This window comes from Thermus caldilimi (genome assembly GCF_004684245.1).
Lineage (GTDB): Bacteria > Deinococcota > Deinococci > Deinococcales > Thermaceae > Thermus > Thermus caldilimi.
Genome location: NZ_CP038452.1, coordinates 1668690 through 1691595, shown reverse-complemented (window position 1 = coordinate 1691595; position 22906 = coordinate 1668690). Strand labels below are relative to the sequence as shown.

Annotated in this window: 23 protein-coding genes and 2 pseudogenes; 8 read left to right on the top strand and 17 right to left on the bottom strand. The window is 65.5% G+C overall.

Going from position 1 to position 22906, the window contains the following annotated elements; translation table 11 throughout:
- Positions 1 to 7: 7 nt before the first annotated feature.
- Entirely contained in the window at positions 8 to 1123 is a 1116-nt protein-coding gene (locus tag EBI04_RS08830) for a M20 family metallopeptidase (protein WP_135257147.1), read from the bottom strand.
- Between the two features lie 198 nt (positions 1124 to 1321).
- Between EBI04_RS08830 and EBI04_RS08825 the strand changes: the two genes are divergently transcribed.
- Complete coding sequence (locus EBI04_RS08825) at positions 1322 to 2941, top strand: 30S ribosomal protein S1 (protein WP_135257146.1); 1620 nt, start codon at positions 1322 to 1324, stop codon at positions 2939 to 2941.
- A 61-nt stretch (positions 2942 to 3002) separates the two neighbouring features.
- On the opposite strand, the gene EBI04_RS08820 is transcribed toward EBI04_RS08825, so the two are convergent.
- From EBI04_RS08820 to EBI04_RS08775, 11 genes and pseudogenes are all read right to left on the bottom strand, one after another.
- Positions 3003 to 4265: a cytochrome b gene (locus tag EBI04_RS08820; RefSeq protein WP_135257145.1), complete on the bottom strand. Its 1263-nt coding sequence runs from the start codon at positions 4263 to 4265 to the stop codon at positions 3003 to 3005.
- Positions 4266 to 4274: 9 nt separating this feature from the next.
- The gene (locus EBI04_RS08815; protein WP_135257144.1) at positions 4275 to 4904 is read right to left on the bottom strand and encodes a QcrA and Rieske domain-containing protein; all 630 of its coding nucleotides are present in this window, start codon (positions 4902 to 4904) and stop codon (positions 4275 to 4277) included.
- A 10-nt stretch (positions 4905 to 4914) separates the two neighbouring features.
- Entirely contained in the window at positions 4915 to 5397 is a 483-nt protein-coding gene (locus EBI04_RS08810; RefSeq protein ID WP_135257143.1) for a DUF1129 domain-containing protein, read from the bottom strand.
- 10 nt (positions 5398 to 5407) lie between these two features.
- Positions 5408 to 5662 (bottom strand): annotated as a pseudogene (locus EBI04_RS14000) (c-type cytochrome); the annotation flags it as partial.
- A 153-nt stretch (positions 5663 to 5815) separates the two neighbouring features.
- Positions 5816 to 6571: pseudogene (locus tag EBI04_RS13305) on the bottom strand (c-type cytochrome); the annotation flags it as partial.
- Between the two features lie 96 nt (positions 6572 to 6667).
- Positions 6668 to 7435 (bottom strand): sugar phosphate isomerase/epimerase family protein, encoded by a 768-nt coding sequence (locus tag EBI04_RS08800; RefSeq protein WP_167481930.1) that lies wholly within the window; start codon positions 7433 to 7435, stop codon positions 6668 to 6670.
- Positions 7436 to 7453: 18 nt separating this feature from the next.
- On the bottom strand, positions 7454 to 8650 hold the full coding sequence (locus tag EBI04_RS08795) for an ABC transporter substrate-binding protein (RefSeq protein WP_135257141.1): 1197 nt from the start codon (positions 8648 to 8650) through the stop codon (positions 7454 to 7456).
- A gap of 44 nt (positions 8651 to 8694) precedes the next feature.
- Entirely contained in the window at positions 8695 to 9885 is a 1191-nt protein-coding gene (locus tag EBI04_RS08790; protein WP_135257140.1) for an ABC transporter substrate-binding protein, read from the bottom strand.
- A gap of 10 nt (positions 9886 to 9895) precedes the next feature.
- A complete protein-coding gene (locus EBI04_RS08785; RefSeq protein WP_135257139.1) occupies positions 9896 to 10678 on the bottom strand; it encodes a PaaX family transcriptional regulator C-terminal domain-containing protein in 783 nt (260 codons plus the stop codon).
- Positions 10678 to 12657, bottom strand: coding sequence for a threonine--tRNA ligase (thrS, locus tag EBI04_RS08780; RefSeq protein WP_135257138.1), 1980 nt, complete (start codon positions 12655 to 12657; stop codon positions 10678 to 10680). The genes EBI04_RS08785 and thrS overlap by 1 nt, the downstream gene beginning before the upstream one ends.
- Positions 12658 to 12821: 164 nt before the next feature.
- Entirely contained in the window at positions 12822 to 14045 is a 1224-nt protein-coding gene (locus EBI04_RS08775; RefSeq protein ID WP_135257137.1) for an MFS transporter, read from the bottom strand.
- Here EBI04_RS08775 and EBI04_RS08770 point away from each other — a divergent pair.
- Positions 14002 to 14970 carry a tetratricopeptide repeat protein gene (locus EBI04_RS08770; protein WP_135257136.1) on the top strand — a complete coding sequence of 323 codons (969 nt, stop codon included), beginning with the start codon at positions 14002 to 14004 and terminating at the stop codon, positions 14968 to 14970. The genes EBI04_RS08775 and EBI04_RS08770 overlap by 44 nt on opposite strands.
- A gap of 45 nt (positions 14971 to 15015) precedes the next feature.
- Complete coding sequence (locus tag EBI04_RS08765; protein WP_135257135.1) at positions 15016 to 15435, top strand: hypothetical protein; 420 nt, start codon at positions 15016 to 15018, stop codon at positions 15433 to 15435.
- A 56-nt stretch (positions 15436 to 15491) separates the two neighbouring features.
- On the opposite strand, the gene EBI04_RS08760 is transcribed toward EBI04_RS08765, so the two are convergent.
- A complete protein-coding gene (locus EBI04_RS08760) occupies positions 15492 to 15692 on the bottom strand; it encodes a hypothetical protein (RefSeq protein ID WP_038041103.1) in 201 nt (66 codons plus the stop codon).
- A 13-nt stretch (positions 15693 to 15705) separates the two neighbouring features.
- The gene (locus EBI04_RS08755) at positions 15706 to 16329 is read right to left on the bottom strand and encodes a hypothetical protein (protein ID WP_135257134.1); all 624 of its coding nucleotides are present in this window, start codon (positions 16327 to 16329) and stop codon (positions 15706 to 15708) included.
- Between the two features lie 23 nt (positions 16330 to 16352).
- Here EBI04_RS08755 and EBI04_RS08750 point away from each other — a divergent pair, with 23 nt between their 5' ends.
- Genes EBI04_RS08750 through EBI04_RS08735 form a run of 4 tightly spaced genes read left to right on the top strand, consistent with a single transcriptional unit; the run spans position 16353 to position 18895 of the window.
- Positions 16353 to 17075, top strand: coding sequence for a metallophosphoesterase family protein (locus EBI04_RS08750; RefSeq protein ID WP_135257133.1), 723 nt, complete (start codon positions 16353 to 16355; stop codon positions 17073 to 17075).
- Entirely contained in the window at positions 17042 to 17851 is an 810-nt protein-coding gene (locus EBI04_RS08745) for a DNA polymerase III delta subunit-related protein (RefSeq protein WP_135257132.1), read from the top strand. Before EBI04_RS08750 ends, EBI04_RS08745 begins: the two co-directional genes overlap by 34 nt.
- The gene (locus tag EBI04_RS08740; protein ID WP_135257131.1) at positions 17848 to 18615 is read left to right on the top strand and encodes a PSP1 domain-containing protein; all 768 of its coding nucleotides are present in this window, start codon (positions 17848 to 17850) and stop codon (positions 18613 to 18615) included. The genes EBI04_RS08745 and EBI04_RS08740 overlap by 4 nt, the downstream gene beginning before the upstream one ends.
- Before the next feature lie 4 nt (positions 18616 to 18619).
- Positions 18620 to 18895 carry a hypothetical protein gene (locus EBI04_RS08735; protein WP_135257130.1) on the top strand — a complete coding sequence of 92 codons (276 nt, stop codon included), beginning with the start codon at positions 18620 to 18622 and terminating at the stop codon, positions 18893 to 18895.
- On the opposite strand, the gene EBI04_RS08730 is transcribed toward EBI04_RS08735, so the two are convergent.
- Both EBI04_RS08730 and EBI04_RS08725 read right to left on the bottom strand, forming a co-directional pair.
- A complete protein-coding gene (locus EBI04_RS08730) occupies positions 18883 to 19806 on the bottom strand; it encodes an ABC transporter permease (protein ID WP_135257129.1) in 924 nt (307 codons plus the stop codon). The two genes, EBI04_RS08735 and EBI04_RS08730, sit on opposite strands and share 13 nt — an antisense overlap.
- Positions 19803 to 21635, bottom strand: a complete 1833-nt coding sequence (locus EBI04_RS08725; protein WP_135257128.1) for an ABC transporter permease — start codon at positions 21633 to 21635, stop codon at positions 19803 to 19805. The genes EBI04_RS08730 and EBI04_RS08725 overlap by 4 nt, the downstream gene beginning before the upstream one ends.
- A gap of 102 nt (positions 21636 to 21737) precedes the next feature.
- Between EBI04_RS08725 and ubiE the strand changes: the two genes are divergently transcribed.
- Positions 21738 to 22415 (top strand): bifunctional demethylmenaquinone methyltransferase/2-methoxy-6-polyprenyl-1,4-benzoquinol methylase UbiE, encoded by a 678-nt coding sequence (ubiE, locus tag EBI04_RS08720; RefSeq protein ID WP_240695413.1) that lies wholly within the window; start codon positions 21738 to 21740, stop codon positions 22413 to 22415.
- Between the two features lie 2 nt (positions 22416 to 22417).
- Here the strand turns inward: ubiE and EBI04_RS08715 are convergent, their stop codons facing one another.
- Positions 22418 to 22867 carry an arsenate reductase ArsC gene (locus EBI04_RS08715; RefSeq protein ID WP_135257126.1) on the bottom strand — a complete coding sequence of 150 codons (450 nt, stop codon included), beginning with the start codon at positions 22865 to 22867 and terminating at the stop codon, positions 22418 to 22420.
- Between the last annotated feature and the right edge of the window lie 39 nt (positions 22868 to 22906).

Here is a 22906-nt window from a genome sequence, read left to right as displayed (position 1 = left end):
AAGAGGCTCATAGGGCATAGAGGAGTTCGGCCAGCAGGGCCGTGCGCCGGGGGATCTCCGAGACCACCACGTACTCGGTCTTCTGGTGGGCGTCGCCCCCAAGGAGGCCGAGGCCGTCCAGGGTGGGTACCCCCAGGGCAGCGGTGAAGTTGCCGTCCGATCCCCCGCCCACCCGCCCCGGGCGCAGGGAGAGGCCCAGGGCCTCGCCGATGGCCCGGGCCTTTTCAAAGAGGGCCAGGCTTTCCGTCGTAGGCTCCATGGGAGGGCGGTTCAGGCCTCCGGAAAGCTCCAGCCGGGCCCCAGGCAGGACAGGGCTCAGGGATTTGAGCCCCTCCTCCACCCGCCTGGCCTCCTCCAGGGTCCAGGCCCGGAGGTCGATCTCCACCCAGGCTTCCTCCGCCACCACGTTGCTCACCGTACCCCCCGCCACCACGTTGGGGCCTAGGGTGGTGCCCTTTTCCCGGTCCTCGAGGGCCGCCACCCTCACGATCTGGTGGGCGAGTTCCAGGATGGCGTTCACCCCCTTTTCCGGCTCCACCCCCTGGTGGGCGGCCTTGCCCAGGGCCTTAAGGCGGTAAAGCCCCACCCCTTTTCGGGCTACCTTGAGATCCCCCTCCGCCGTGGGGGGCTCGAGGACCAACACCGCGCGGGCCTTCTTGGCGGCGGCCTCAATGAGGGGCCGGCTCTCCTTGGAGCCGATTTCCTCGTCAGGGGTAAAGAGGATTTCCAAAGGAGGAAGCTTCCTTCCCGTGGCCTCCGCGTGGCGGAGGGCGTAGAGCAAGGCCACGATGCCCCCTTTCATGTCGTAGACCCCAGGCCCCACCGCCCGGTCCCTTTCCAGGCGGAAGGGCTCGGGGAAGCTTCCCCTGGGATGGACGGTGTCGTAGTGGCAAAGCACCAGGACCGGGGCCCCTTCCCCTTCCTGCTTCAAGAGGAGGATGGGGCCCAAGGGGGTGTCCTTGCGGGAAAGCCGACCCTGGAGGGGCCCGAAGGCCTCTTCCAGGAAGGCCGCCGCTTCCCCTAGGCCCTTCAGGTCCTTGGAGGGGGATTCCCGGCGCACGAAGGCCTCGAGGTCCTTTAAAAACTCAGGGAGCTTCGCCTGCATCCAGGCTAGGGTTTCCATGGGCTCATTATGACCTAAGCCTAAGGGGCCTGGTGCCTCTTGGCAAGGGGGCCTCCCCGTGGTATAAAAGAAGGGTATGCCCTTCGGGGCCGGTTCACACGGAAGCGGGGAGTGAGGCTTCTCCCCCTCCTTTTCGTGTGGACGTGCGCAAAAGGCGCCCGCCTTCTTTGGAAGGCGCGTAAGGAGGAAAGAGGCGGCATGGAAGAAAAGGCGATCCAGGTCAGCGAAGCCAACTTGACCCCAGGCCAGACCTTCAGCATGGAGGAGGCCCTTCAGGAAACCGAGGCCCGCTTGGAAAAGCGCGTGCGCCCGGGCCAGATCCTGACGGGCAAGGTGGTCCTGGTGGGCTCGGAGGGTGTGGCGGTAGATATCGGCGCAAAGACGGAAGGCATCATCCCCTTTAACGAGCTTACGGAGAAGTCCCTTTCCGAGGAAGAGCTAAAGGCCCTTTTGAAGTCCGGGGATCTGGTGCGGGTCCAGGTGATCAAGGTGGACCCCGAAACGGGCCAGGTCCTTCTTTCCCGCAAGCGGGTGGAGGCCACAGAGCACTGGGACCGCATCCGGGAGCTTTATGAGAAGGGCGAGCCGGTGACCGTCACCGTGAAGGAGAAGGTCAAGGGGGGTGTGGTTGCCGACCTGGATGGCGTGTCCGCCTTCATCCCCGCTTCGCAGCTGGACCTCAAGCGCATCCCCAACCTGGACGCCTACGTGGGCCAGCAGATCCTGGTGAAGATCATCGAGTTTAACCGCAAGAAGGGGCGGGTTCTCCTCTCCCGTCGGGCGGTTTTGGAAGAGGAACAGAAGCGAGCCAAGGAGGCCTTTTTCCAAAGCCTGCAGCCCGGCCAGGTGGTGGAGGGTACGGTGGTGGACGTTACCGACTTCGGGGCTTTCGTGAACCTGGGTCCGGTGGACGGCCTCGTGCACCGCTCCGAGATCACCTGGGGGCGGTTTAACCACCCCAAGGAGGTCATCCACAAGGGGCAGAAGGTGCGCGCCCAGGTGGTTTCCGTGGACCCTGAGAAGGAACGGGTCAACCTTTCCATCAAGGCCCTGATCCCCGATCCCTGGACCACCGTGGCCGAAAAGTACCCGGTGGGAAGCCGGGTCCGGGGCAAGGTGGTGGGCCTCACCCAGTTCGGGGCTTTCGTGGAGGTGGAGCCTGGCCTCGAGGGGCTCATCCACATCTCCGAGCTTTCCTGGACCAAAAGGCCCAAGCATCCCTCGGAGGTGGTGAAGGAGGGGGATGAGGTGGAGGCGGTGGTGCTGAGGCTGGATCCCGCCGAGCGCCGCCTCTCCCTGGGCCTCAAGCAAACCCAGCCCGATCCCTGGCAGCTCCTCACCGAGAAGTATCCCCCGGGCACCGTGGTGAAGGGCAAGATCACCGGGATCACCGACTTTGGGGTCTTCGTGGAGCTGGAGCCCGGCATGGAGGGGCTGGTCCACGTTTCCGAGCTGGATCACGGGCGCATTGAGAACCCCGCTGCCCTCTTCAAGAAGGGGGAGGAGATGGAGGTGGTGGTCCTCAACATCGACCCCGTGGAGCAGCGGATCTCCCTCTCCCGCAAGCGCCTGCTGCCCCCGCCTCCCCCCAAGACCGAGGAGGAGCGGCCCCGCCGGGCCAAGGGCAAGGAGGCCCGGGGCAAGAGGAAGCCCGGACCCCGCCGGGAAGAGCGCCGGGAGTACGAGTACGGGGCGGTGGCCGAGTACAACCTCTACGATGCCTCGGCGGTGCCCACGGCGAGCGCCAGCGTGAAGCTGGGCGACCTCTACGGCGACCTGCTGGCGAGCCTGGGCCTCGAGGAGGAAAAGTCCTCGTAGGCTGAAGGGTAAGGCAAGGGCCCCCGCCTGTGGTGGGGGCCCTTCTTCTAGACCAAGGGGCCTAGGCCTTATACAGGATTTCCTCCTTTCCGTAGAAGATGCGGAGCAGGGTGTAGGAGACGATGTAGGTGAGCAAGGGCCCGCCCAGGACCAAGGTCCAGAGCACGGCGTTGTTTCCCAGGATGGAGCCCTGTTGCTGGAAGTCGATCTTGTACCCGGCCAGGGTGGCCATGAGGAAGAAGACCAAAAGGGCCAGGATGACACTGGTGCGCACCGGATGCTCCGAGGGAAGCTCCATGTAGCGCATCTTGTCCTTGCGGATGTCCACGAAGGGCAGGAGAAGCCCCACCAGGGCCAGGATCCCCGGGATCACCACCCCCCCGATGAACTCCGGTCCTATGGTGGCCCCGAAGAGGTGGAACTCCCAGGTGGAGGGGATGAGCTGCAGGATGCCGTAGATCCAGAGGAAGTACCAGTCGGGCTTGACCGCCGGGGTGTTGGGGGTGGGAGGGCCGAAGGCCTCGATGGGGTGGGCCAGGAAGGCCCCGGCGATCATGGTCATGATGCCCACGTACAGGGCGAAGAGGATGCCCATCATCACCAGCTGCTGGGGATACATGGGCACGCCGAGAATCCTTCCAGGGGCCACCCTTTCCGCATACCGGGGCTGGGTGTGCTTCTGCTTCAGCATGATGGCCATGTGCACCCCGATGAGGGCCATGAGAAGCAGGGGAAGCCAGAGGACGTGAAGGCTGAAAAGCCTGGGGATGGACTTGGTCGAGCCCGGGAACTCCCCGCCGAACATCACCTGGGCCAGGGTGGCTCCCACCCAAGGGATGGAGTTGGCGATCCCGTAGCCGATCCGGGTGGCGGTGACGGCGTAGTTGTCGTAGGGCAGGGCGTAGCCGGTGAAGGCGGTCACCACCGCCAGGCCCAAGAGGGCCAGGCCCACCAGGTAGTTGAGTTCCCGGGGTTTCTTGTAGGTCCCCGAGAGGAGAATGCGGAGCATGTGCAAGAAGGCGGCGGCGATCATCACGTGGGCCGACCAGTGGTGGAGGCTGCGGATCACAGCCCCAAAGGGGAGGCTGTCGATGTAGAGAACGCTGGCATAGGCTGCGGGCACCGTGCGCCCATCTGGCAGCTTCACCTCGCGGATGGAAGGCTCAAAGTTTAGGGTCAAGAAAACCCCAGTGAGAACCAAGACGATGAAGGCAAAGAGGGTGATCTCTCCCAAAAAGAAAGAGTGATGCACCGGGAAGGCCTTGCGCAGCACCTTCTGGTAAAGGCCCGTGAGATCTAGGCGTTCGTCCAACCATTTGTACATGCTTCCCCCCTAGACGTGGCGGCAGGAGTTCCCTTCTGCCTTCACCCCCACCTCGCCTAAGAACTCTCCAGCAGCCACAAGCACCCCTCCTTCCACCTTGAGGGGGAGCTGGGGTACGGGCCTAGGTGGGGGCCCAGCGATGACCTTAGCCCCGTGGGCGAAATCGTACTCTCCTCCATGGCAAGGGCAAAGCCCTGCTCCTTTGCTGGCCACCCACTGGCTGATAATACAGCCCAGGTGGGTGCAGACCGCGGAGTAGGCTACAATGCCCTCCACCCCGTGCTGGGCTACCTCGGGGGCCAGGTCTTGTGGAGGGTAACGCACCACGAGAACCGTGTTCTTCGCGTCCCCGCTTTTCACCACCTTGGTCTTGGGGTCCATGGGGTAGGCCAGAACGAAGGGATCACCGGGTTTGAGCTCCTCGGGGCGTATGGGCTTGGGTTCCCCCCCGCCTTGGGCGTAGACCAGGATGTCCTCCGGCTTCAGGGGTTCCTTCTCTGGGGTGACCTCTGCCTTGGGGCGCAGGCTCGCCCCCACGTAGAAGGCGGAAACCAGGGAGAGGCCGATTCCGGTGCCGATGGCGGTCTTCAGGAAAAGCCGCCTGCGGGATCTTTGCAAGCGAATCTCGCGTTCGTCCATGCTTCACCTCTTACCAGGGGAAGTGGCTCTTCTCTTCCTCGGTGACCACCTCGTCCCGACCGAAGTACTTCTTGTAAATGCCCAAAAGGGCGGCCACCACCAGGCTGATGGCTCCGAAGACAAAGCCCTGGAGCCAGGTGGGGTTGTGACCACTTTGGGCGGAGTAAACGATAAGGCGCACGAAGAAACCGGAAAGGGCGGTGAGGAGGAGGACTAGGATTACCCCTACCGCTACAGGAGCCGTGGAGGGGGCGGGGAAGTGGCGGCCGGGGCGCAGCTCTACTCCCTCCAGCCAGTAGGACACCAGGCCGATGAGGCCGTAGAGAAGGAAGACGGCGCCGAAGGCCATCAGGCCGATCTGGCCCACGGAGAGTTCCTCTGGAGTGTGGCCCAGGAGGCGGGCGATGTGGAGCCCATCCAGGTAGGCTATGTAGAAGAGGCCTGCGGCCAGGATGAGGGCGAAGGTGGGTATAACGGGGTCGTTGCGGTACATGGGCACCTCCTCAGCGGGCGGCCTTCACCTCCGCCTCGCTCACCGGCCCCAGGTTGTTCCCCCAGGCGGTGCGCTCGTAGGTGAGGATGGCGGCGATCTCCCGGTCGGAGAGCTGGCCAAAGGCGGGCATCGCCCCCTGGTAGGTTTGGCCGTTCACGGTGATGGGCTTGTTCTGCAGGCCGTTTAGGACCACCTGGATGTGGTAGGTCTTGTCCTGGAGGTTGGGGTTGCCCGCCAGGGGCGGGAAGGCTCCGGGGACGCCCTGGCCGTTCGCCTGGTGGCAGGCGGCGCAGTGCTGGGCGTAGAGGCCTTCCCCTTCCTTGGCCAAGGTGGCGGCTTCCTGCGGGCTTATGGCCTGGCTTGCGGGGGCTGCCCCTGGGGCTGGGGCTGCGCCCTGGGTCCCGCCCGCGGGGGCGGTTTCCACCGGCCCGAAGCTGTTGCCGAAGCTGTTGCGGATGTAGGTGGCCACCGCCACCCGCTCCTCCTGGGAGAGCTGGCCGAAGGCGGGCATTTGGCCGTTGTAGGTTTGGCCGTTGACCGTGAGGGGACCTTGCAGGCCGTTTTGGATCACCTCTAGGACCTTCTGGGCGTCCTGGAGGTTGGGGTTGCCCGCCAGGGGCGGGAAGGCTCCGGGGACGCCCTGGCCGTTCGCCTGGTGGCAGGCGGCGCAGTGGGTTTCGTAGATGGACTTGCCCTTCTCCATGAGGGCCTGGTCCACGTTGGCCACAGGGGCTGCCTGGTTGCCGTGGGCCTGGGCCTCCTGAGCGGGAGGGGCCACTTGGGCCACGATCTTCTCTGTGGCCGGGCTCAGGGCGAAGTAGGCCCAGATCCCTCCCAGGACCACCACCGAGGCCACCACGTACCAGATGGGGTTGAAGCGCACCGGCTCCACGGGGAGCTCGGGTTCTCCCACGGCCAGGCGGAGCTCGAGGGTCCCCGCCACCTCTCCGCCCTCGTCCAGGCCCAGAACCATCACGTCGGGGTAGTTGTTAACGGTGAAGGGGATTTCTCGAACCTCCTGGCCTCCGCCACGGAAGTGGGTTACCACCCGCAGGACATGCTCCCCATCGGGGATCTTTCGGGTGTCCAGGTTGAGTCGGTACGGGGGTTCCTTCAGGACCGCCAGGGGCTCCGCCGCCCCGTCCAGGTACACCTCGATCCGGTCTACGACCATTCTGCCTCCCTTTGTGAAGGGGGGTACAAACCCCCACCCCACTACTATAAGCGTACCCCGGCAAGGACAGATGTCCCCCCTTAAGGAAGGGGCGGCTTAGGAGGCAAGGAGGGCCTGCAGGCGGGAAAGGCTTTGCCGCACTCCCTGAGTGCCCCCGCCCACCTCGAGGGCCGCGGTGGCGGGGAAGCTCCTCAGCCAGGGGGCCAGCCTCTCCCAGGGGACGGCTCCCGTGCCCACGGGCAGGTGGTCATCCTTACAGGCGTGGTTGTCGTGGAGGTGCAGGTGGATGAGCCGGTCTCCTAGGGCCTCCCAGTAGAGGAAGGGACCCAGGGGACCCAGCTCCACCAGGGCGTGGCCCACATCCAGGCAGAAGCCGTACTGGGGGAAGCGGTTCAGGAGGGCCTTTAGCTCCTCCGGGCCCCGGAGGAGGTCCTCCTCGGAAAGGGCCAGGTTTTCCAAAGCCACGGGGAAGGGAAGGGGAAGGAGGGCGGAGAGGGTCTTTTCCAAGGCCTCCCGGGCCAGGCTTAAGGCCATGGGGTGGCGCACGGGCACCTGGCCGGTGTGGAGCACCCCCACCTTGGCCCCCAGGACCTCGCCAAACTCCAGGGCCCGCTTGAGGCGCTCCTCGGCCAAGGCACGGACGCTGGGGATGAGGCTAGCCGGGTTCATCTCCACGAAGGGAAGGTGCAGGGTGAACCCTACTCCCAGGGCCTCCCCCGTGGCCCGCAAGGTCTTGGCGTCGGGAAGGGGCAGGACCTCGTGCAGGTCGTAGGGCACCTCCAGGTCCACCCCGAGCTCTGCCGCCAGGCGGAAGGCCTCCTCGTAACCGATCTCCGCGTTAAAGGGGCTAAAGCCTAGGCGCATCCCTGCCATTTTAGGGCCTCAGCGGATGGCCTCGGCCTTGCGCTGGGCTTCCTCCAGGGCTTTTTGCGGCGGGATGCCCCCCTTCAGGCTCTTCTCCAGGGCCTCGGCCAAGAGGCTCGCCCAAGCGGAGAACTGGGGAATGCGGGGGCGTTCCTGGGCATGGGCGATCTGCTCAAAGGCCACCTTGCGGAAAGGGTTTTCCCGGTAGAAGCCCTCCAGGAGGGGAAGGGCGGACTTACGCACGGGCACGTAGTAGCTGGCCTGCACCCAGCGGGCCACGTTTTGGGGCTCCATCAGGTAGCGCCAGAACTCCAAGGCCCCCCGCACCTGGGCCTCCGAGGCCCCCTTGAGGACCACCAGCTGGGCTCCGCCCAAGGGGACCTTACCCCCCGGTTCCCGGGGCACGGGGGCCACCCCCAGGGTGAAGGCGAAGGAGTAGTTCTCCGCCGCAGGCCAGTTGGCGATGGAGGCCATGACCATCATGCCCTTGGTGCGCACGAAGTCCAGCTGGGCGAAGGTGGCCTCGGCCATACTCCGGGCGGAAAGGGCTCCGGCGCGGTTTAAGCGCCAGAGCATCTCCAGGGCCTCGAGGGCCTCCTTGGAGGCGAAGTTGGGCTTCCCATCCTTGACCAGGCTCCCCCCCCGGCTGGTCACCATGGCCTCGAAGAGCCAGGCCTGGGGGTCGGTGACGAAGATGAAGCCCTTGGCCTGGCGGGAGGTGAGGGCCTTGGCCACCTCCTCGAACTCCTTCCAGTTCCTCGGGGCTTTAAGCCCCTTGGCCCGGAAGGCGTCCAGGTTGTAGAAGAGCACGGGGGTGGAGGTGTTGAGGGGCAGGCCGTAGCGACGCTCCTCCATGACCCCGTAGTTCCAGGCTGGCTCAAAGAGATCGTCCACAAAGGCCTTGTCCAGGTTCAGGTAGGGGTCCAGGGCCAGGGCGCGGCCTTCCCCCACCAGTCGGGGGAAGAAGGAGATCTCCGCTTGGAAGAGGACGGGTTGTGCTCCGGTGCGCAGGGCGGCCACCAGCTTGGTCTCCGCGTCCCGGTAGTCCCCCGCATACTGGGGCACCACCCGGTAGAGCCCTTGGCGGGCGTTGAACTCCTGTGCGAAGGTGGCGAGAAGCCTCCCCGCCGGGCCGTCCATGGCGTGCCAGAAGGAAACCTCCACCTGGGCCAGGGCGGGGAGGAGGAAAAGGGCCAAGGCCAACAGCTTTTTCATGGGAGGGATTGTACCATCCCTTTTGTCAAGAGGGCGTCAACCGCCTAGCGCCTTTCCGCTGCCATGGCCTTCCTCTGGGCCTCCTCGAGGGCCACCTGGGGCTTCACCCCCTGCTTCAGGCTTCGTTCCAGGGCTTCCTCCAGGTAGCTGTACCAGACCACCAGCTCCGGGTCCTGGTTCCAGGGGCGCCCCACCTCCGCCTGGGCGAAGACCGCCTGCCTTTCGGGGTCTTTCAGGAAGTCGGCGAGCTCCCTTTCCGCTTCTTTCCGCAAGGGCAGGTACCAGGTGGTCCGCACCCACTCCGCCTGCCGCTTGGGATCCAAGAAGTGGAGCCAGAAGGCCACGGCCCCCCGGGCTTGCTCCGGGCTTGCCCCCTTGAGCACCGCCAGGGCCGCCCCGGAAAGGGGTACCGCGCCCCCTTCCCGCCTGGGCAGGGGGGCCATGCCCACGCCAAAGGGCAAGGAGGTTTGGGAAAGCACCACCGGCAAGGCGGTGGTGGGGCCGATGCCCATGAAGGCCTTGGTGCGCAGAAAATCCGCCACGGCGAACTGGGCCTCGGCCAGGTTCCTGGCCTGGGCGTGCCCTTTTTGCACCATGCGGTACAGCATCTCCAAGGCCTCCACCACCTCCTTAGAGGTGAAGGCAGGAAGCCCATCCCTGACCAAGCTACCCCCCAGGCTCATGACGAGGGCGTTAAAGCTCCAGATATCGGTGGAGATGACAAGCCCCTTGCTGGTGCGGCTGGTGAGCCTGCTGGCAGCTTCCTCCACCTCGGCCCAGGTCCTGGGGGGCTTAAGGCCGCGGGCGCGGAAGGCATCCTTGTTGTAGTAGAGGACGGGCACGGATAGCCCCAAGGGAAGGCCATAGGTCTGCCCCCGGACCTGGGTGGTTCGCATCATCTCCGGGTACAAGTCCTTGGGCAGGTTCTGGAGGTAGGGGTTCAGGGCCAAGGCCACCCCTTCCTGGGCCAGGCGGGGGAGGAAGGAAAGCTCCCCGTGGAAAAGGACCGGGGCCCCTCCCGAGCGCAAGGCGGCCAGGAGCTTGACCCCCGCCTCCCGGTAGTCCCCCACGTAGCGGGCTTCTAGGCGGTAGGTGCGCTGGGACTCGTTGAAGCTTTTTATAGCCTCCTCCAGGACAGTATTCCCTGGGGGGCCCGCCGTGTGCCAGAAGGGGATGACCACCTGGGCTTGGGCCAGGGTGGCCAGGACTAGGGGAAGGGATAGAAACCGCCTCATCCCCTAAAGGTTATCCTGCCCGGGGTGAGAGGGCTGAGAGGGGGAGGGAGAGCTTTTTAAGGAAAGGTTCAGCCTGCCGGTAAAGGGTTTCCCGAAGGGTAAGGAAACCCTGCCGGGCGGAGGGGCCTGGGAAGGAGGGGGGCAGGAGCTCGGGGGGAAGAAGAGGGTCCAGGAAAAGGAGCTTGCGCATCTCGTGCACCAGGCGGGTCAAGGTCCGGAAGGCCAAGAGGGGGTCCTCGAGCACCGGGGGCACGCTGGAGAAGAGGGTTTGGTAATGGGTCGAGGCCTCCTTAAGGGAAAAGGCGCGGAGCACTTCCTCCTTCGGCCCGAGGTGTTCCGCCCGGAAGAGGGTGGCGGAAAGCCCGTAGAAGGCGAGGAGCTCCTGGGTGGCGGCGAGGTCCACCCCCGCCCCCAGGTAGACCCCGCTTTGCAGGCTACCGTAGCCCAAAAGGGCCATCTCCCGCCGGAAGCGTTCCCTTTCCCCCCGTTCCCTGGGGCCTTCCGGCAGGACCAGGAGGAAACGCCCGTCCCAGGAGGTCCTGGCCTCGTAGAGGCGCCGCCGAACCTGGCGCACCTGCCAGTAGACCCGGTCGGAAAGGGCATAGTAGGCTATGCGCCCCCGCCGCTCTGGCACCACCCAGCCCCTTTTGGCGCTCCGGGAAAGGGCCGCCCTCACCGCTCCCTCGGAGAAGCCTAAGACCTCCATCATGGTGATGAGGTCCCGCACCCGGGCGCGCCGTTCCGGGTAGATGTATTCCACAAAGAGGGTGAAGATGGTGGACCTGGCCCGCATCAGAAGGCTGGCTCCAAAAGGCGTTCCTTGTATTCCTTAAAGGCGGCCTCGAGGAAGGTGGCCAGGGGCATGCTTCCCAGGTTCCCCTTCAGCCGCCTGCGGACGCTAACCGTGCCCTCGGCCTTTTCCCTGTCCCCCACCACCAGGACATAGGGCACCTTCTGCAGCTCAGCGTCGCGGATACGGGCCTGCATGCGCTCCGGGCGGAGGTCGGCCTCGGCCCTAAGGCCCGCTTCCTTGAGCCTAAAGACCACCTCCTTGGCGTAGTCCTCCTGTTTTTCCGAAACTGGCACCACCACCACCTGCACCGGGGCGAGCCAGAGGGGAAAGTTTCCGGCGAAGTGCTCGATGAGGATGCCGATGAAGCGCTCCAAAGAGCCAAAGGGGGCGCGGTGGATCATGACCGGGCGGTGCTCGGCCCCATCCGACCCCACATAGGTGAGGCCGAAGCGCTCGGGGAGGTTGTAGTCCACCTGGATGGTGCCAAGCTGCCACTCCCTTCCCAAAGCGTCCTTCACCACGAAGTCCAGCTTGGGGCCATAAAAGGCGGCATCCCCTTCCTCCACCGTGTAGTGGAGGCCAGCTTCCAGGGCCGCCTCCTCAATCTGCCTTTCCGCCAGGGACCATTTGGTTTCATCCCCCACGTACTTGTCGCTCTTAGGGTCCCGGGTGCCGATGCGGGCCCTATAGTCCTTAAGGCCCAGGGTGGAAAGCACTTTCAGGACCAAGTCCAAGACCCCCAAGAACTCCTCCTTCACCTGCTCGGGGGTACAGAAGAGGTGGGCGTCGTCCTGGGTGAAGCCCCGCACCCGGGTCAAGCCCAGAAGCTCCCCCGCCTTCTCGTAGCGGTAGACGGTGCCGAACTCGGCGATCCTCAGGGGAAGCTCGCGGTAGGAGCGCTTCTTAAAGGCGTAGATGCGGATGTGGTGGGGGCAGTTCATGGGCTTTAAGAGGTACTCCTCCTCCTCGCCCCTTTCCTTGAAGCTGATGGGAGGAAACTGGCTTTCCGCATAGTAGGGGTAGTGGCCGCTGGTTCGGTAGAGCTCCAGGCTACCGATGTGGGGGGTGGTGACCAGCTGGTAGCCCCGCCGGATCTGCTCCTCCCGCATGAAGGCCATGAGCTCCTCGCGGATCACGTTCCCCTTGGGAAGCCAAAGCACCAGGCCCTTGCCCACCATGGGGTCTATCAGGAAAAGCTCCAGCTCCCGCCCCAGGCGGCGGTGGTCCCGCCTTTTGGCCTCCTCCAGCTGCCAAAGGTATTCCTTAAGCTCCTCGGCGGTGCGGAAGGCCACCCCGTAGACCCGCTGGAGCATGGGCCTTTTCTCATCCCCCCGCCAGTAGGCCCCGGCCACGTGGGTGAGCTTGAAGTGGGGGGGAATACGGCCCGTGGAGGGCACGTGGGGCCCGCGGCAGAGGTCGGTGAAGCCGTAGGCCTCGTCCCCTTGCTGGTAAAAGCTGATCTCCTCGCCCTCGGGCAGGTCCAGGATGAGCTCGGTTTTGTAGGGGTCCTTGCCCTGGTAGCGGGAAAGGGCCACCTCCCTGGGCAGCACAAAGCGGCGCATGGGAAGGTCTTTGGCGATGATGGCCCGCATCCTCTCCTCTATGGCGGGCAGGTCCTCGTCGGAGATGGGTTCAGGGGCATCGATGTCGTAGTAAAAGCCCTTTTCGATCACCGGCCCCACCCCAAGCCGCACGCTTTCCGGGTCGTAACCCTTTTCGGCGAAGAACTCCTTCACCGCCTGGGCTAGGACGTGGGCCAGGGTGTGGCGGAAGAGAAGCGGGTACTCAGGGTCCTTTTCGGTGAGGATGCGCACCTGGGCCCCTGGGGGAAGGGGTTTGAGGAGGTCGTAAACCTCCCCGTTCACCAAGGCCCCCACGGCCGCCCTGGCCAGCCCCGGGCCTATGGCCCGGGCCACGTCCCAGGCGGTGGCTCCTTCCTCCACCTCGAGGGCCTTCCCATCCGGTAGATAGACCACCATGAACCCTACTATACACAGCCCCGTGGCCGGTGGGGATGGATTCAGCTAAGCCGAGGACTTGGGGTAAACCCAGGGTTTGCAGGGGATGCCGGAACCGAACCCGCATGGGCAGGGGCGTGGATAAGCTGGATGGAAGCCTTTGGCCCACGGGGCTTTTCCCGTCTTTACCCCTCTTGGGGGAGTTTCCTCCCGGCGTAAAAGGCCCAGGCGTAGAAAGAGGCTGCCAGGAGGAAGAGGCTGGAAAACCCCAGGCTGTCGGCCACCCATCCTCCCAGGACGGTGGCGAAGGCGAAGACCCCGGCCACGGTGTTGGCCAGGCCGATGAAGGCGCTACGCTCTTCGGGTGGAGCCAGGTTCAGGAGGTAGGTGGTGGTGGAAAGCCCCAAGGCGGCCAGGTAGGCCCCCTGGAGAAGGAAGACCAAACCGAAGAGGTGCCCGGGGAGGAGAAGGGCCAGAAGGGGAGCGAGGAGGGCCAGGAAAGCCCCGGCCTGGAGGACTCCCTTGGAGCCTCGCTCCGCCAGCCTGGCCCAAAGCAGGTTGGAAAAGGTGAAGGAAAGGGCGTAAAGGGAGAGGTAAAGGCCCAGCTCCTGTCCCTGTCCCAGGGTGCGCACCGCATACACCGCATAAAAGGGCTCGGCCATCCCCGCAAGGCCCAGGAGAACCCGCACCCGGAGGTAGCGGCGGAAGCCTTGGTGCTCGAGGGGTAGGCCCAGGGAGATCCTTTCCTCCTTGGGGGGTTCTTCCGGCTCCCGGGTGAGGCCGAAAAGGTACCAGCCCGTGCCAAAGGCCAAAGCTCCCAGGGCGAAGAGGAGGGCGTAGGGGAGGGGGAAGGGAAGGGGAAGGGCAAGGATTCCCCGGACCCCAAAGCCCGCCAGGAAGGCCAGAAGCCCTCCGATGAGGTTCCGGGCGGAGAAGAGGTGGGCCCGGCGCTCCACGGGCGTGGTCTTGGCCACCACTTCCCAAAAGGGGAGGCTGGAAACCCCGGTGAAGAGGGCATTCAGGAGAAGGCCCACGAGGAAGCCCGCAAGGAGGAGGTGGGGCCAAGGACCCAGGAAGAAGGTGGCCAAGGCCATGAGGATCACCCCGGAAAGCCTTAGGGCCGCCACCTTCCGGTAAAGCACGATCTTGCGGGGAAAGCGGGCCACGTAGGGGGCCAGGAAGGCCTGGGGGATCATACCCCCGGCCTGCAGCAAGGCGGGGAGGAGGCCGATCAGGGCCCCAGGGGCCCCCAGCGTGGCGGTGAAGCTGGTGAGGACGATGTTGGGGTTCAAGAAGGTATCCCCCAGCCACACCAGCCAGCCGTTGAGCACCGCCAGGCGGTAGTTGCGGTCCCGGAGGTCTAAGATGGTGAGGATGTTGCTTCTTCCTTCCCTTGGGCCCTTCCACATCCTGCATCCACGCTACAACGCCGCCACGGTGCTGGCCCTTTTGGAAAAGGCCAGTGCCTCCGTCCTCTACCTGGCCTCCCACTCGGGGGAAAGCCTGCGGGAAGGGCTTTGGCGGGAGGAGGATCCCCTTCTCTTTCACCTGCTTCCCTGGGCAGAGGCCCAGGGCATTCCCGTGGTGCCCCTGGACGAGGAGGCCCATCTAAGGGAGGAGGCCGAGGCCTTCCGTCAGGCCCTGGCCCAGCACCCCCTGGGGAAACCCCACCTGGAGCGGATGCACGCTTTTGACCAGGAGCTTTTGCAGCTCCTCGAGGCTCCCCTTACCCCGGAGGTCCTGGGCTCGCAGGCCTTTCTAGACCATTTGGGCCAAATCTACGAGGGGTACGCCCGGACCTTCGGGGAAGGTCCGGCCACGGGATTCCGGGCCCGCCGCATGGAAAGGGTGGCGGAGGCCCTGAGGGGCCGGGAAGGGGTGGTGGTGGCGGAGCTTCTGGACTACCTCCTTCTGGCCAAGAGCTTTCCCGAGGCCTTGCCCATGGCCCATGAGCCCACGGAGAAGGAACGCCAGAGGGCCCTTTTGGACCGGGCCTGGCAGCTTAAGGAGGAGGATGACTGGGCGGGGCTCTTGGAGGGGCTCTTCCAGATAGGGGATCCCGAGGCCCTGTACCTGGCGGCCCAGATCTACCTGGCGGCCGGGCAGTGGCAGGAGGCCTTAAGCCTCATGGAGGAGGTGTTCCGCATGGACTTCCAGCACCCCGGCTACCTGCCGGGCTACGTGCTGGCCCGCTTTGGCCAGCTTCTGGACCTGGCGGGGGAGCGGGAAAGGGCCCTGAGGGCCTACCGAGGGGTCCTGGCCCTCTCCTGGGCCCCGGAGGAGGCCAGAACCATCGCCTTGGCCGGGCTGAGGAGCCCTTTCCGGCTTTCCTAGCCCTTTGGGGCATTTGTCCCGGTGGCCCTTGTCTAAGATGGAACCATGGAGGTGGAAACTCGCCGCGCCCGCCACGCCGCCTACCTACGCCTGGCCGCGGCCCATGCGGGACCCTTGGGGCCTGCCCTTTTAGGGCACCCTGAGCTGGCCCCTCTTTACCCCCAGGCCTATGCCACCTGTAGCGGGGCGAAGGGCCTGCCCTGCGCCGGGGTAGGGGGTGAGCCCAGGGTGTGCGTGGTGCGGCGGCTGGAGCACCTGGCCTACAGTGCCCTGCGGGGGGGCAAGCGCAGGCGGGAGCAGGAGAAGGCCATGGTGGAAGGGCTTTTGGTGTGCATAGGCCACCTGGCCTGGGAGTTCCCGCCCGAGTTGGCTCCGGTCCTCGAGGCCACCCGCAAGGTCCTGGAAAAGGACCTGGTCTATCTTCGCAAGGAGCTTTCCGAAAAGGAAACAAGCCGGGCTTCCTGAGGTGGGAAACCCGCAAAACACAAAAGGCGCCCTCCGGCCAAAGGAAGGCTTGGGATTTAAAGCAGGTGGTGCATCTTGCCCAGGGTCAGCATCAGGGCCACGGTGCTGGCGGCCAGGACGATGAGCATCAGCATGAAGAGGATAAAGCGCAGGTCAAAGGTCTCCCCCTCGGTGGTGAGCACGCGGGGGTTCAGGATCAGGTAGAAGAGCAGGGTAACCAGGGCCGCTCCCAAGGCAAACAGCGCGATGTACACCATATTCTCCCTCCTGTTACCAGAGGCTGAGAAGCGCCTCCAGGCTTGCCCGTAAGCTTACCAAACCCACCCCGTAGGTGGGAACCCCTAAGGCTAAGCCCACCCTTCCCCAATAAGGCCCCGGGCTTATGGGAAGGTTAAGGGGAAGGGAGGGGCTTTCCCAGGGCTCGTAGGCCCGTACCTCCTGGTAGGTGAGGCCCGTGGGGGCCTCCACCTGCAAGACCAGGGGTTCCTCCTCGGCATCCAGGGGTTGCCAGCCCTTGGGAGTTTCCTTGGCTCCCGGGAAGCTTTGGCCAAGGCCCTCCCCGGGAAAGGCTAAGAGGAGACGGTCGGGACAGGTTTTTTCCAAAAGGTGGGCCAGGGGTGCCCGGGTGGGTCCGGACAGGGGAAGGCCCTCTAAGGTGGGCGAGAGGGGCGAGGGATCCAGGGCCAGAAGGATCCGCCCCCGGAAAGAGAGGCCGTTTAGGGCCTGGAGCACGGCCAAGGCCTCCTCGTAGGGGGCGTGGAGGAGGTGGGTCCTTCCTCCGCGGGCACCTTCCAGGTAGCAGTAAAGGGTGCCGAACTCATCCAGTCCTGCCCGGAGGTGCCCTGAGAGGACCTCGAGGTCTGCGGAAAGCTGTTCCAGCAAAGAGGAAGCCATGTTCTCATGGTATCCTAAACCCCGTGCGCTACCTGGTCCTCTCCGATATCCACGGCAACTGGCCCGCCTTGCAGGCGGTCCTCGAGGCAGCCCCCCCTTTTGATGGGGTGCTCTTCCTGGGGGATGCGGTGGGCTACTATCCGGATGGGGACCGGGTGCTGGACTGGCTCATGGAGGTGGAGGCCCAGTGCGTCTTGGGCAACCACGATGCCTGGCTTCTGGCCCTGGACCGGTTGCCGAAGGAGGGGGTGATCTTGGAGATCCTGGCCTGGCAACGAGAGCGGTTGTCCTCCAGGCACCTGGACTTCCTCTCCTCCTGGCCCTGGCAAAGGGAGGTGGAGGGAGCGCTTCTGGTCCACGGCAGCCCCTGCGATCCCATGGAGTACCTGGATGGATTGGAGCTGGCCCGCCAGGCCTTCGCCTGTACGGACCACCGCCTCACCTTCCACGGGCACACCCATCTGGCTGGGGCCTTTCTGGAGCTTTCCGGACCCCGCCCCTGGGTGCGCTACCAGCGCCTGGCCGAAGGGGGTGAGCTGATCCTTCCCCCTACGGTGCGGGTCCTGGTCAACCCGGGTTCGGTGGGCCAGCCCCGCGACCACGTGCCCGGGGCGGCCTTTGCCGTTTGGGAGGGGGACGGGATCACCTTTTCCCGGGTGAGGTACAACCTGGACCCGGTGGCCCAGCGCCTGGCGGAGGAGGGGTTTCCCACGTGGCTCTACACCCGCCTAACCCTTGGGGAATAATCGGCCACGAGGCCGTTCTGGGGCTCCTGCCTAGGCTTGGCACCTCTACCTTGCTCTTCTCGGGGCCGGAAGGGGTGGGGAGGCGCCTGGTGGCCCGTTGGTACGCCTGGGGGCTGAACCGGGGGTTTCCTCCCCCCGCCTGGGGGGAGCACCCCGACCTTCTGGAGATAGGTCCCCCAGAGCGGGGTTTGAAGGGGCGGATGGAGATCCGCCTCGAGGAGGTGGAACCCCTTTTCGGCTGGTTCGCCACCCACCCCCGGGAGCGGGTCAAGGTGGCCGTCCTGGATGCCGCTCACCTCCTCACCGAGGCGGCGGCCAACGCCCTTTTGAAGCTTCTGGAGGAACCCCCCTCCTACGGGCGCGTCGTCCTCATCGCCCCAAGCCGCGCCACCCTGCTTCCCACCTTGGCCAGCCGGGTCCTGGAGGTGGCCTTTGCCCCGGTGCCCGAGGAGCGGCTTTACCCCTTGACCCAGGATCCGGAGCTCCTGGCCTACGCCGGCGGGGTTCCAGGCCGGCTTTTAAGGGCCCTGGCCGACCCCGCTGCCTTTCGCGCCCGCATGGAGAAGGCCAGGGAGGTGGGTGGCGCCTCCTCCTGGCGGCGGTTTGCCCTCCTGAAGGAGCTCTTCGCAGACGAGGAGGGGATTTTCGCCCTTTACGCCGCTTTCCGCCACCGTCCGCAGGCGCTTCTGGCCCTCGAGGCCGCCCGGGAGGCCCTGGAGGGGTATGTGAGCCCGGACCTGGTCCTGGCCCGATTGGCCTTAGACTTGGAAACATGACCGTGGGCGTCCGCTTCCGTACCCCCGTGCTGCGCTACTTCCGCTTCCAGGGGGATCCCCCGCCCCTGGAGGCGTATGTGGTGGTGCGCACCAGCCGGGGCCTGGAGGTGGGCAAGGTGCGCACCTCACCCCGCAAGGAGAAGGAGGCTGGGGAGGTGGTGCGCCTGGCCACCAAGGAGGATCTGGACCTGGCCTCGAGGCTCCGGGCCAGGGCCGAGGAGGTGGCCTTTTACCTGCGGGCCCGCCTTCAGGAAGAAGGGGTGAGGGCCAAGGTCCTGGGGTGCGACTTTACCCTGGATGGCCGGCACCTTTCCGTGCACTACGCCGCGGAGGAGCGGGTGAACCTCAAGCGCTTTACCCGGGAGCTTTCCGAGCGCTTCGGGGCCCGGGTGGAGTTTTTGGCCGAGGGCCCCCGGGAGGAGGCCGCCTACCTGGGCACCTTGGGCGCCTGCGGGATGGAGTCTTGCTGCTCCACCTGGCTCCAGGGTTTCACCCAGGTTTCCATCAAGCTGGCCCGCGACCAGGGGCTTCCCCTGAACCCCGAGAAGATCTCGGGTCCTTGCGGCCGACTCCTTTGCTGCCTGGCTTACGAGCATCCCGTGTACCAGGAGCTTTTGGCGGAGCTTCCCCGCAGGAATGCCCGGGTCTGCACCAAGGAGGGGGTGTGCGGCAAGGTGCAGAAGGTGAACCCCTTGAAGGGGACCATAGAACTCCTCCTGGAGGAGGGGAAGGCGGTGGAGGTGTCCAAGGAGGAACTGGCCTGAGGGCATGAACGGGGCCCAGGTTTTCGCCCGGAAGGTGCGCCGCCTGGTACTGAACCGCCAGGGCACCGAGGCCCAGATCTTCCTCCTCACCCCTTGGGGGGAGGGTTTCCTCTACCTGCGCTCGGACGGCTTCGCCCACTTTGCCCAGGGTCCGGGGGCGGAGGAGGTGGTGGGCTTCGCCTTGGGAAAGGGGCGGGTGGAGCTCCGCTTTCAAGACGGCAGCGCCCTCACCCTCCGCTACCGCCTGGGGCGCTGGGTCAAGGTCCTTCACTTCTCGTAGGGCCTTCCCACCGCCGCCGGGGGCCGGCTCTTGCCCATGAAGCCCGCCAGCACCAGAACGGTGACCACATAGGGGAAGGCCTGCACCAAGACCGCGGGCAGGATCTCCGTGCCCTGAAGCTGGATGGCTAGGGCGCTGGCGAAGCCGAAGAGCAAGGTGGCGAAGAGGATGCCCAAGGGGTGCCACTTCCCGAAGATCATGGCCGCCAGGGAGATGAACCCCATCCCCGCGGACATGCCCCGCACGAACTGGTTGAGGAAGCCGATGGCCAGGTAGGCCCCGGCGAGGCCTGCCAAGACCCCGGAGAGGACCACTCCCACGTAGCGCATGCGGTAGACGTTGATCCCCAGGGTGTCGGCGGCTTCGGGATGCTCGCCCACGGCCCTAAGCCGCAGGCCAAAGGGGGTCTTGAAGAGGACCCACCAGGCCACGGGCACCAAGAGGAAGGCCAGGTAGACCAAGGGGGAGAGGGCAAAACCCTCGGGGCCCCAAAGGGGCAGGCGGTTTGCCACCTCCTTGGAGTTGGTGGCGTTGCCGTAGAAGTAGGTGAGCACCAGGCTGGGGGCCCCCAGAGCCAGGAGGTTGATGGCGGTGGCGCTGATGATTTGGTCCGCCCGGTATTTGATGGAGACCACCGCATGCACCAGGGCCACCAGCCCTCCCACCAGCATGGCGCTTAGGACCCCAAGCCAGGGAAGCCAGGGATGGGGGCCAGGGCCCAAGGTGTGTTCCACCCTTTCCACCACCACCGCGGCGGTGAGGGCTCCGAAGAGGATGATGCCCTCGAGGGCGATGTTCACCACCCCGCTCCTTTCGGAGAACATCCCCCCCAAGGCGGTGAGCAAAAGGGGCGTGGTCTGGCGCAGGGTGGAGAAGAAGAGGGCGATCCAAAAGGCAGCGTCCAGGTTCATGGGGTCTCCTCCCTTTCCTCTCGCTTTCGGCTTTCTTCCCTAAGCTCCACCTCGGCTGCCCGCAGGGGGTCGGTGAAGTAGCGGGGTAAAAAGCCCCCTGCGGCGATGAAGAGAACGATCAAGGCCTGAAGCACCGCCACCAGTTCCCGGCTGATACCGAGCTGCAGGTTCACCTGCAACCCGCCCGTGAGGAGGATGCCGAAAAGCCAGGCGGCTAGGCCCACCCCCAAGGGGGTGTTCTGGCCCATGAGGGCTACGGCGATGCCGTCAAAGCCCACGGAGTAGGGAAGGGATTGCTTCAAGCGGTACTCGTCAATCCCTCCGCCCAGCACGTAGTGGGTGGCGGCTAAGCCCGCCAAGGCCCCCGCCAGGAACATGATGAGGACCATCTTCCGTCCGGCCAGCACCCCCCCGTACTCCGCCGCCTTGGGGGCCAGGCCCATGGCCCTGAGCTCGTATCCCCCTACGGTGCGGAAGACGTAGAAGTGGAAGAAGAGGAGGGCCAAAAGGGCCAAAAGGAAGGCCCCGTTGAGCCGCACCGAGGTGAGGTCGGGGCCGAAGTTCACCGCAGGCCCCGGAAGAAGCCCCCCCACCCAGTACCCCACCACCCCGGCCAGGAGGCCCATGAGCACCCGGTGGCCCAGGCTTTTCCTGGTGAGGAAGTAGCCCAGTAGGCCCAGGAGGAGGGCCAAGGGCAGGGCGAAGGAAAGCTCCCCCCCTGGGGCCACCAGCTCGGTCCAGTGGGGGATGCGGGCCTCGGGTCGGATCTCGTAGCTCCGGGCCTCGTACCCGGGGTACTTGAAGGGAAGGTATAGGGTGTTGCCGAAGAACTTGTACTCGTTGGAGGAGATGAGGAAGAGGAAGAGGCTTGCGGCGATGTAGTTCAGCATGATGGTGTTGATCACCTCGTGGGCCCCGAAGCGGGCCTTGAGCCAGCCGGGCAGGGCACCCCATAGCCCCCCGGCCAAAGCGGCGGCCAGGATGGCGAGGGGCAGTACCAGCCACCTGGGCCCTGGCAGGTACACGCCCACCAGCATGGCGGCGATGGCCCCCAGGATGAGCTGCCCTGGGGCCCCGATGTTGAAAAGTCCCCCGCGGAAGCCTAAAGCCACGGCCAAGCCGGTGAAGATCAGGGGAGTGGCCAGGAGGAGGCTTTGCAGGAAGCCTGAGGGGTTGACCAAGGGGCTATAGAGGAGCTGGTAGGTGTAGGTGATGAGGTCCAGCTTCAACATCCAGGCTTCCCTGAGGGTCTGGGCTTCCCCCGGTGCCCCCTTCATCACCGCCACGATGACGCCGCCCAACAAGGAGGCCAAGAGGAGGGAGAAAAGGGGCACCACCACCCCCCGGCGGCGCACCAGAAAGGCCAGCCCCCCAGGGGAGAAAAGCCGCGCCAGGAGGAGGAGGTAGAGGCTATAGGCCAAGGTGGCGTAGCTGCCAAGCCCAAGGGTGTACCGCCTGAGGATGGGCCTTTCCGTACCCGCGTTCACCTGGGCCACGCTGGCTTGGAAGAGCAGGTAGGTGAGGAGGAAGAGGCCTAGGCCCAGGATCCCCAGGAGGTAAAGCTTCCGGGCGGGCTTAGGAGTCCAGGCCAGGACCAGGGTGAGGGCCAGCCAGGCCAAGGAGGGATAGAAGACCCAAGGGAGCCAGCCATCCCGGTAACCCGGGGGCAGGGTTCCTTGGGGCAAGTGGTGGCCGAAGGGGCTTAGAAGCACGCCCTCGCCGCCAAAAAGGCGATGGGGTACCGCCCAGGGCGCCAGGTACCAGAGGAGGAGGAGAACCCCTCCCCCCAAGGCCACCAGGATTCCCAGGCGCTTACGGTCCTTCCACACGCCCACGATTGTACCCTAGCCCCGTGGGTCTACGGCCCCGGGCGGTGCTAGACTTCTTTCGTGGAGGTTTCTCCCCGGGAAAAGGCCGAGCGGGTGCGGCGCATGTTTGCGGAGATCGCCCCCCGCTACGACCTTTTGAACCGGCTTCTTTCCTTTGGCGCCGATCTTCGCTGGCGCAGGCGGGCGGTGGCCCTGGCTTTGGAAAAAAATCCCCGGCGCATTCTGGACCTGGCCACGGGCACGGGGGATCTGGCCCTTATGTTGAAGAGGAAGGCGCCCACGGCTCAGGTGGTGGGGGCGGACTTCGCCCCGCCCATGCTGGAGATCGCCCGCAGGAAAGCCCTTGCGCAGAGCCTCGCGGTGGAGTTTCTGGAAGCCGATGCCCTGTCCCTTCCTTTCCCCAAAGGAAGCTTTGAGGCCATCACCATCGCCTTCGGTTTTCGTAACTTCGCCGACTACCGTAAGGCTCTTCTCGAGCTCCGCCGGGTCCTGGCCCCGGGGGGGCGGCTGGTCATCCTGGAGTTTCCCCCGCCTCCCCGGGGGGTCTTTGGCCTGGTTTACCGGGTTTACTTCCAGCGGCTCCTCCCCTTCCTGGGGGGGGTGGTCTCGGGGAGCTTCGGGGCCTACCGCTACTTGCCGGAAAGCGTGGAGGCCTTTCCCCCGCCGGAAACCTTAAAGGCCATGATGGAGGAAGCAGGCTTCAAGGTGCGCTACGAACTCCTCACCTTCGGGGTGGCGGCCATCCACATCGGGGACCTCGAGGCCGGGTCGGCCCGATAGGGCTACCTTGCAGCTTCCTCCAGTTCCTCGTCTGTGGGGATGCGCCCCACTTTCAGGTTTTCCACCAGGTGGCGGGCCATGCGCCCGAGGGCGTCCCGCACCCTGCGCCATTCCTCCAGGGGTCTTCCCGAGGGATCGGGGAAGGAAACATGGCGCTTTTCCGTCTTGGCGGGGTAGGCGGGGCAGGCTTCCTTAGCGGTGTCGCACACGGTGAGAACCAGGTGGAAGTTCCAGGGATCGGGGAGCTCAAAAAGGGTTTTGGAGAAGTGCCCCGTAAGGTCAATCCCCACCTCGGCCATCACCTGCCGGGCTTCTTCCTTGACGAAGGTTTTCTCGGTGCCGGCGGAGTGGACCTCGAGGTCCACTCCCATTTCCCTGGCCCAGTGCCGGAACCAGCCCTCCGCCATCTGGCTGCGGGCGGAGTTGTGGGTGCAAAGAACCAAAAGGCGCATCCCATAAAGCCAACCTTCCCCAGGTCAGGGGAAGGTCAG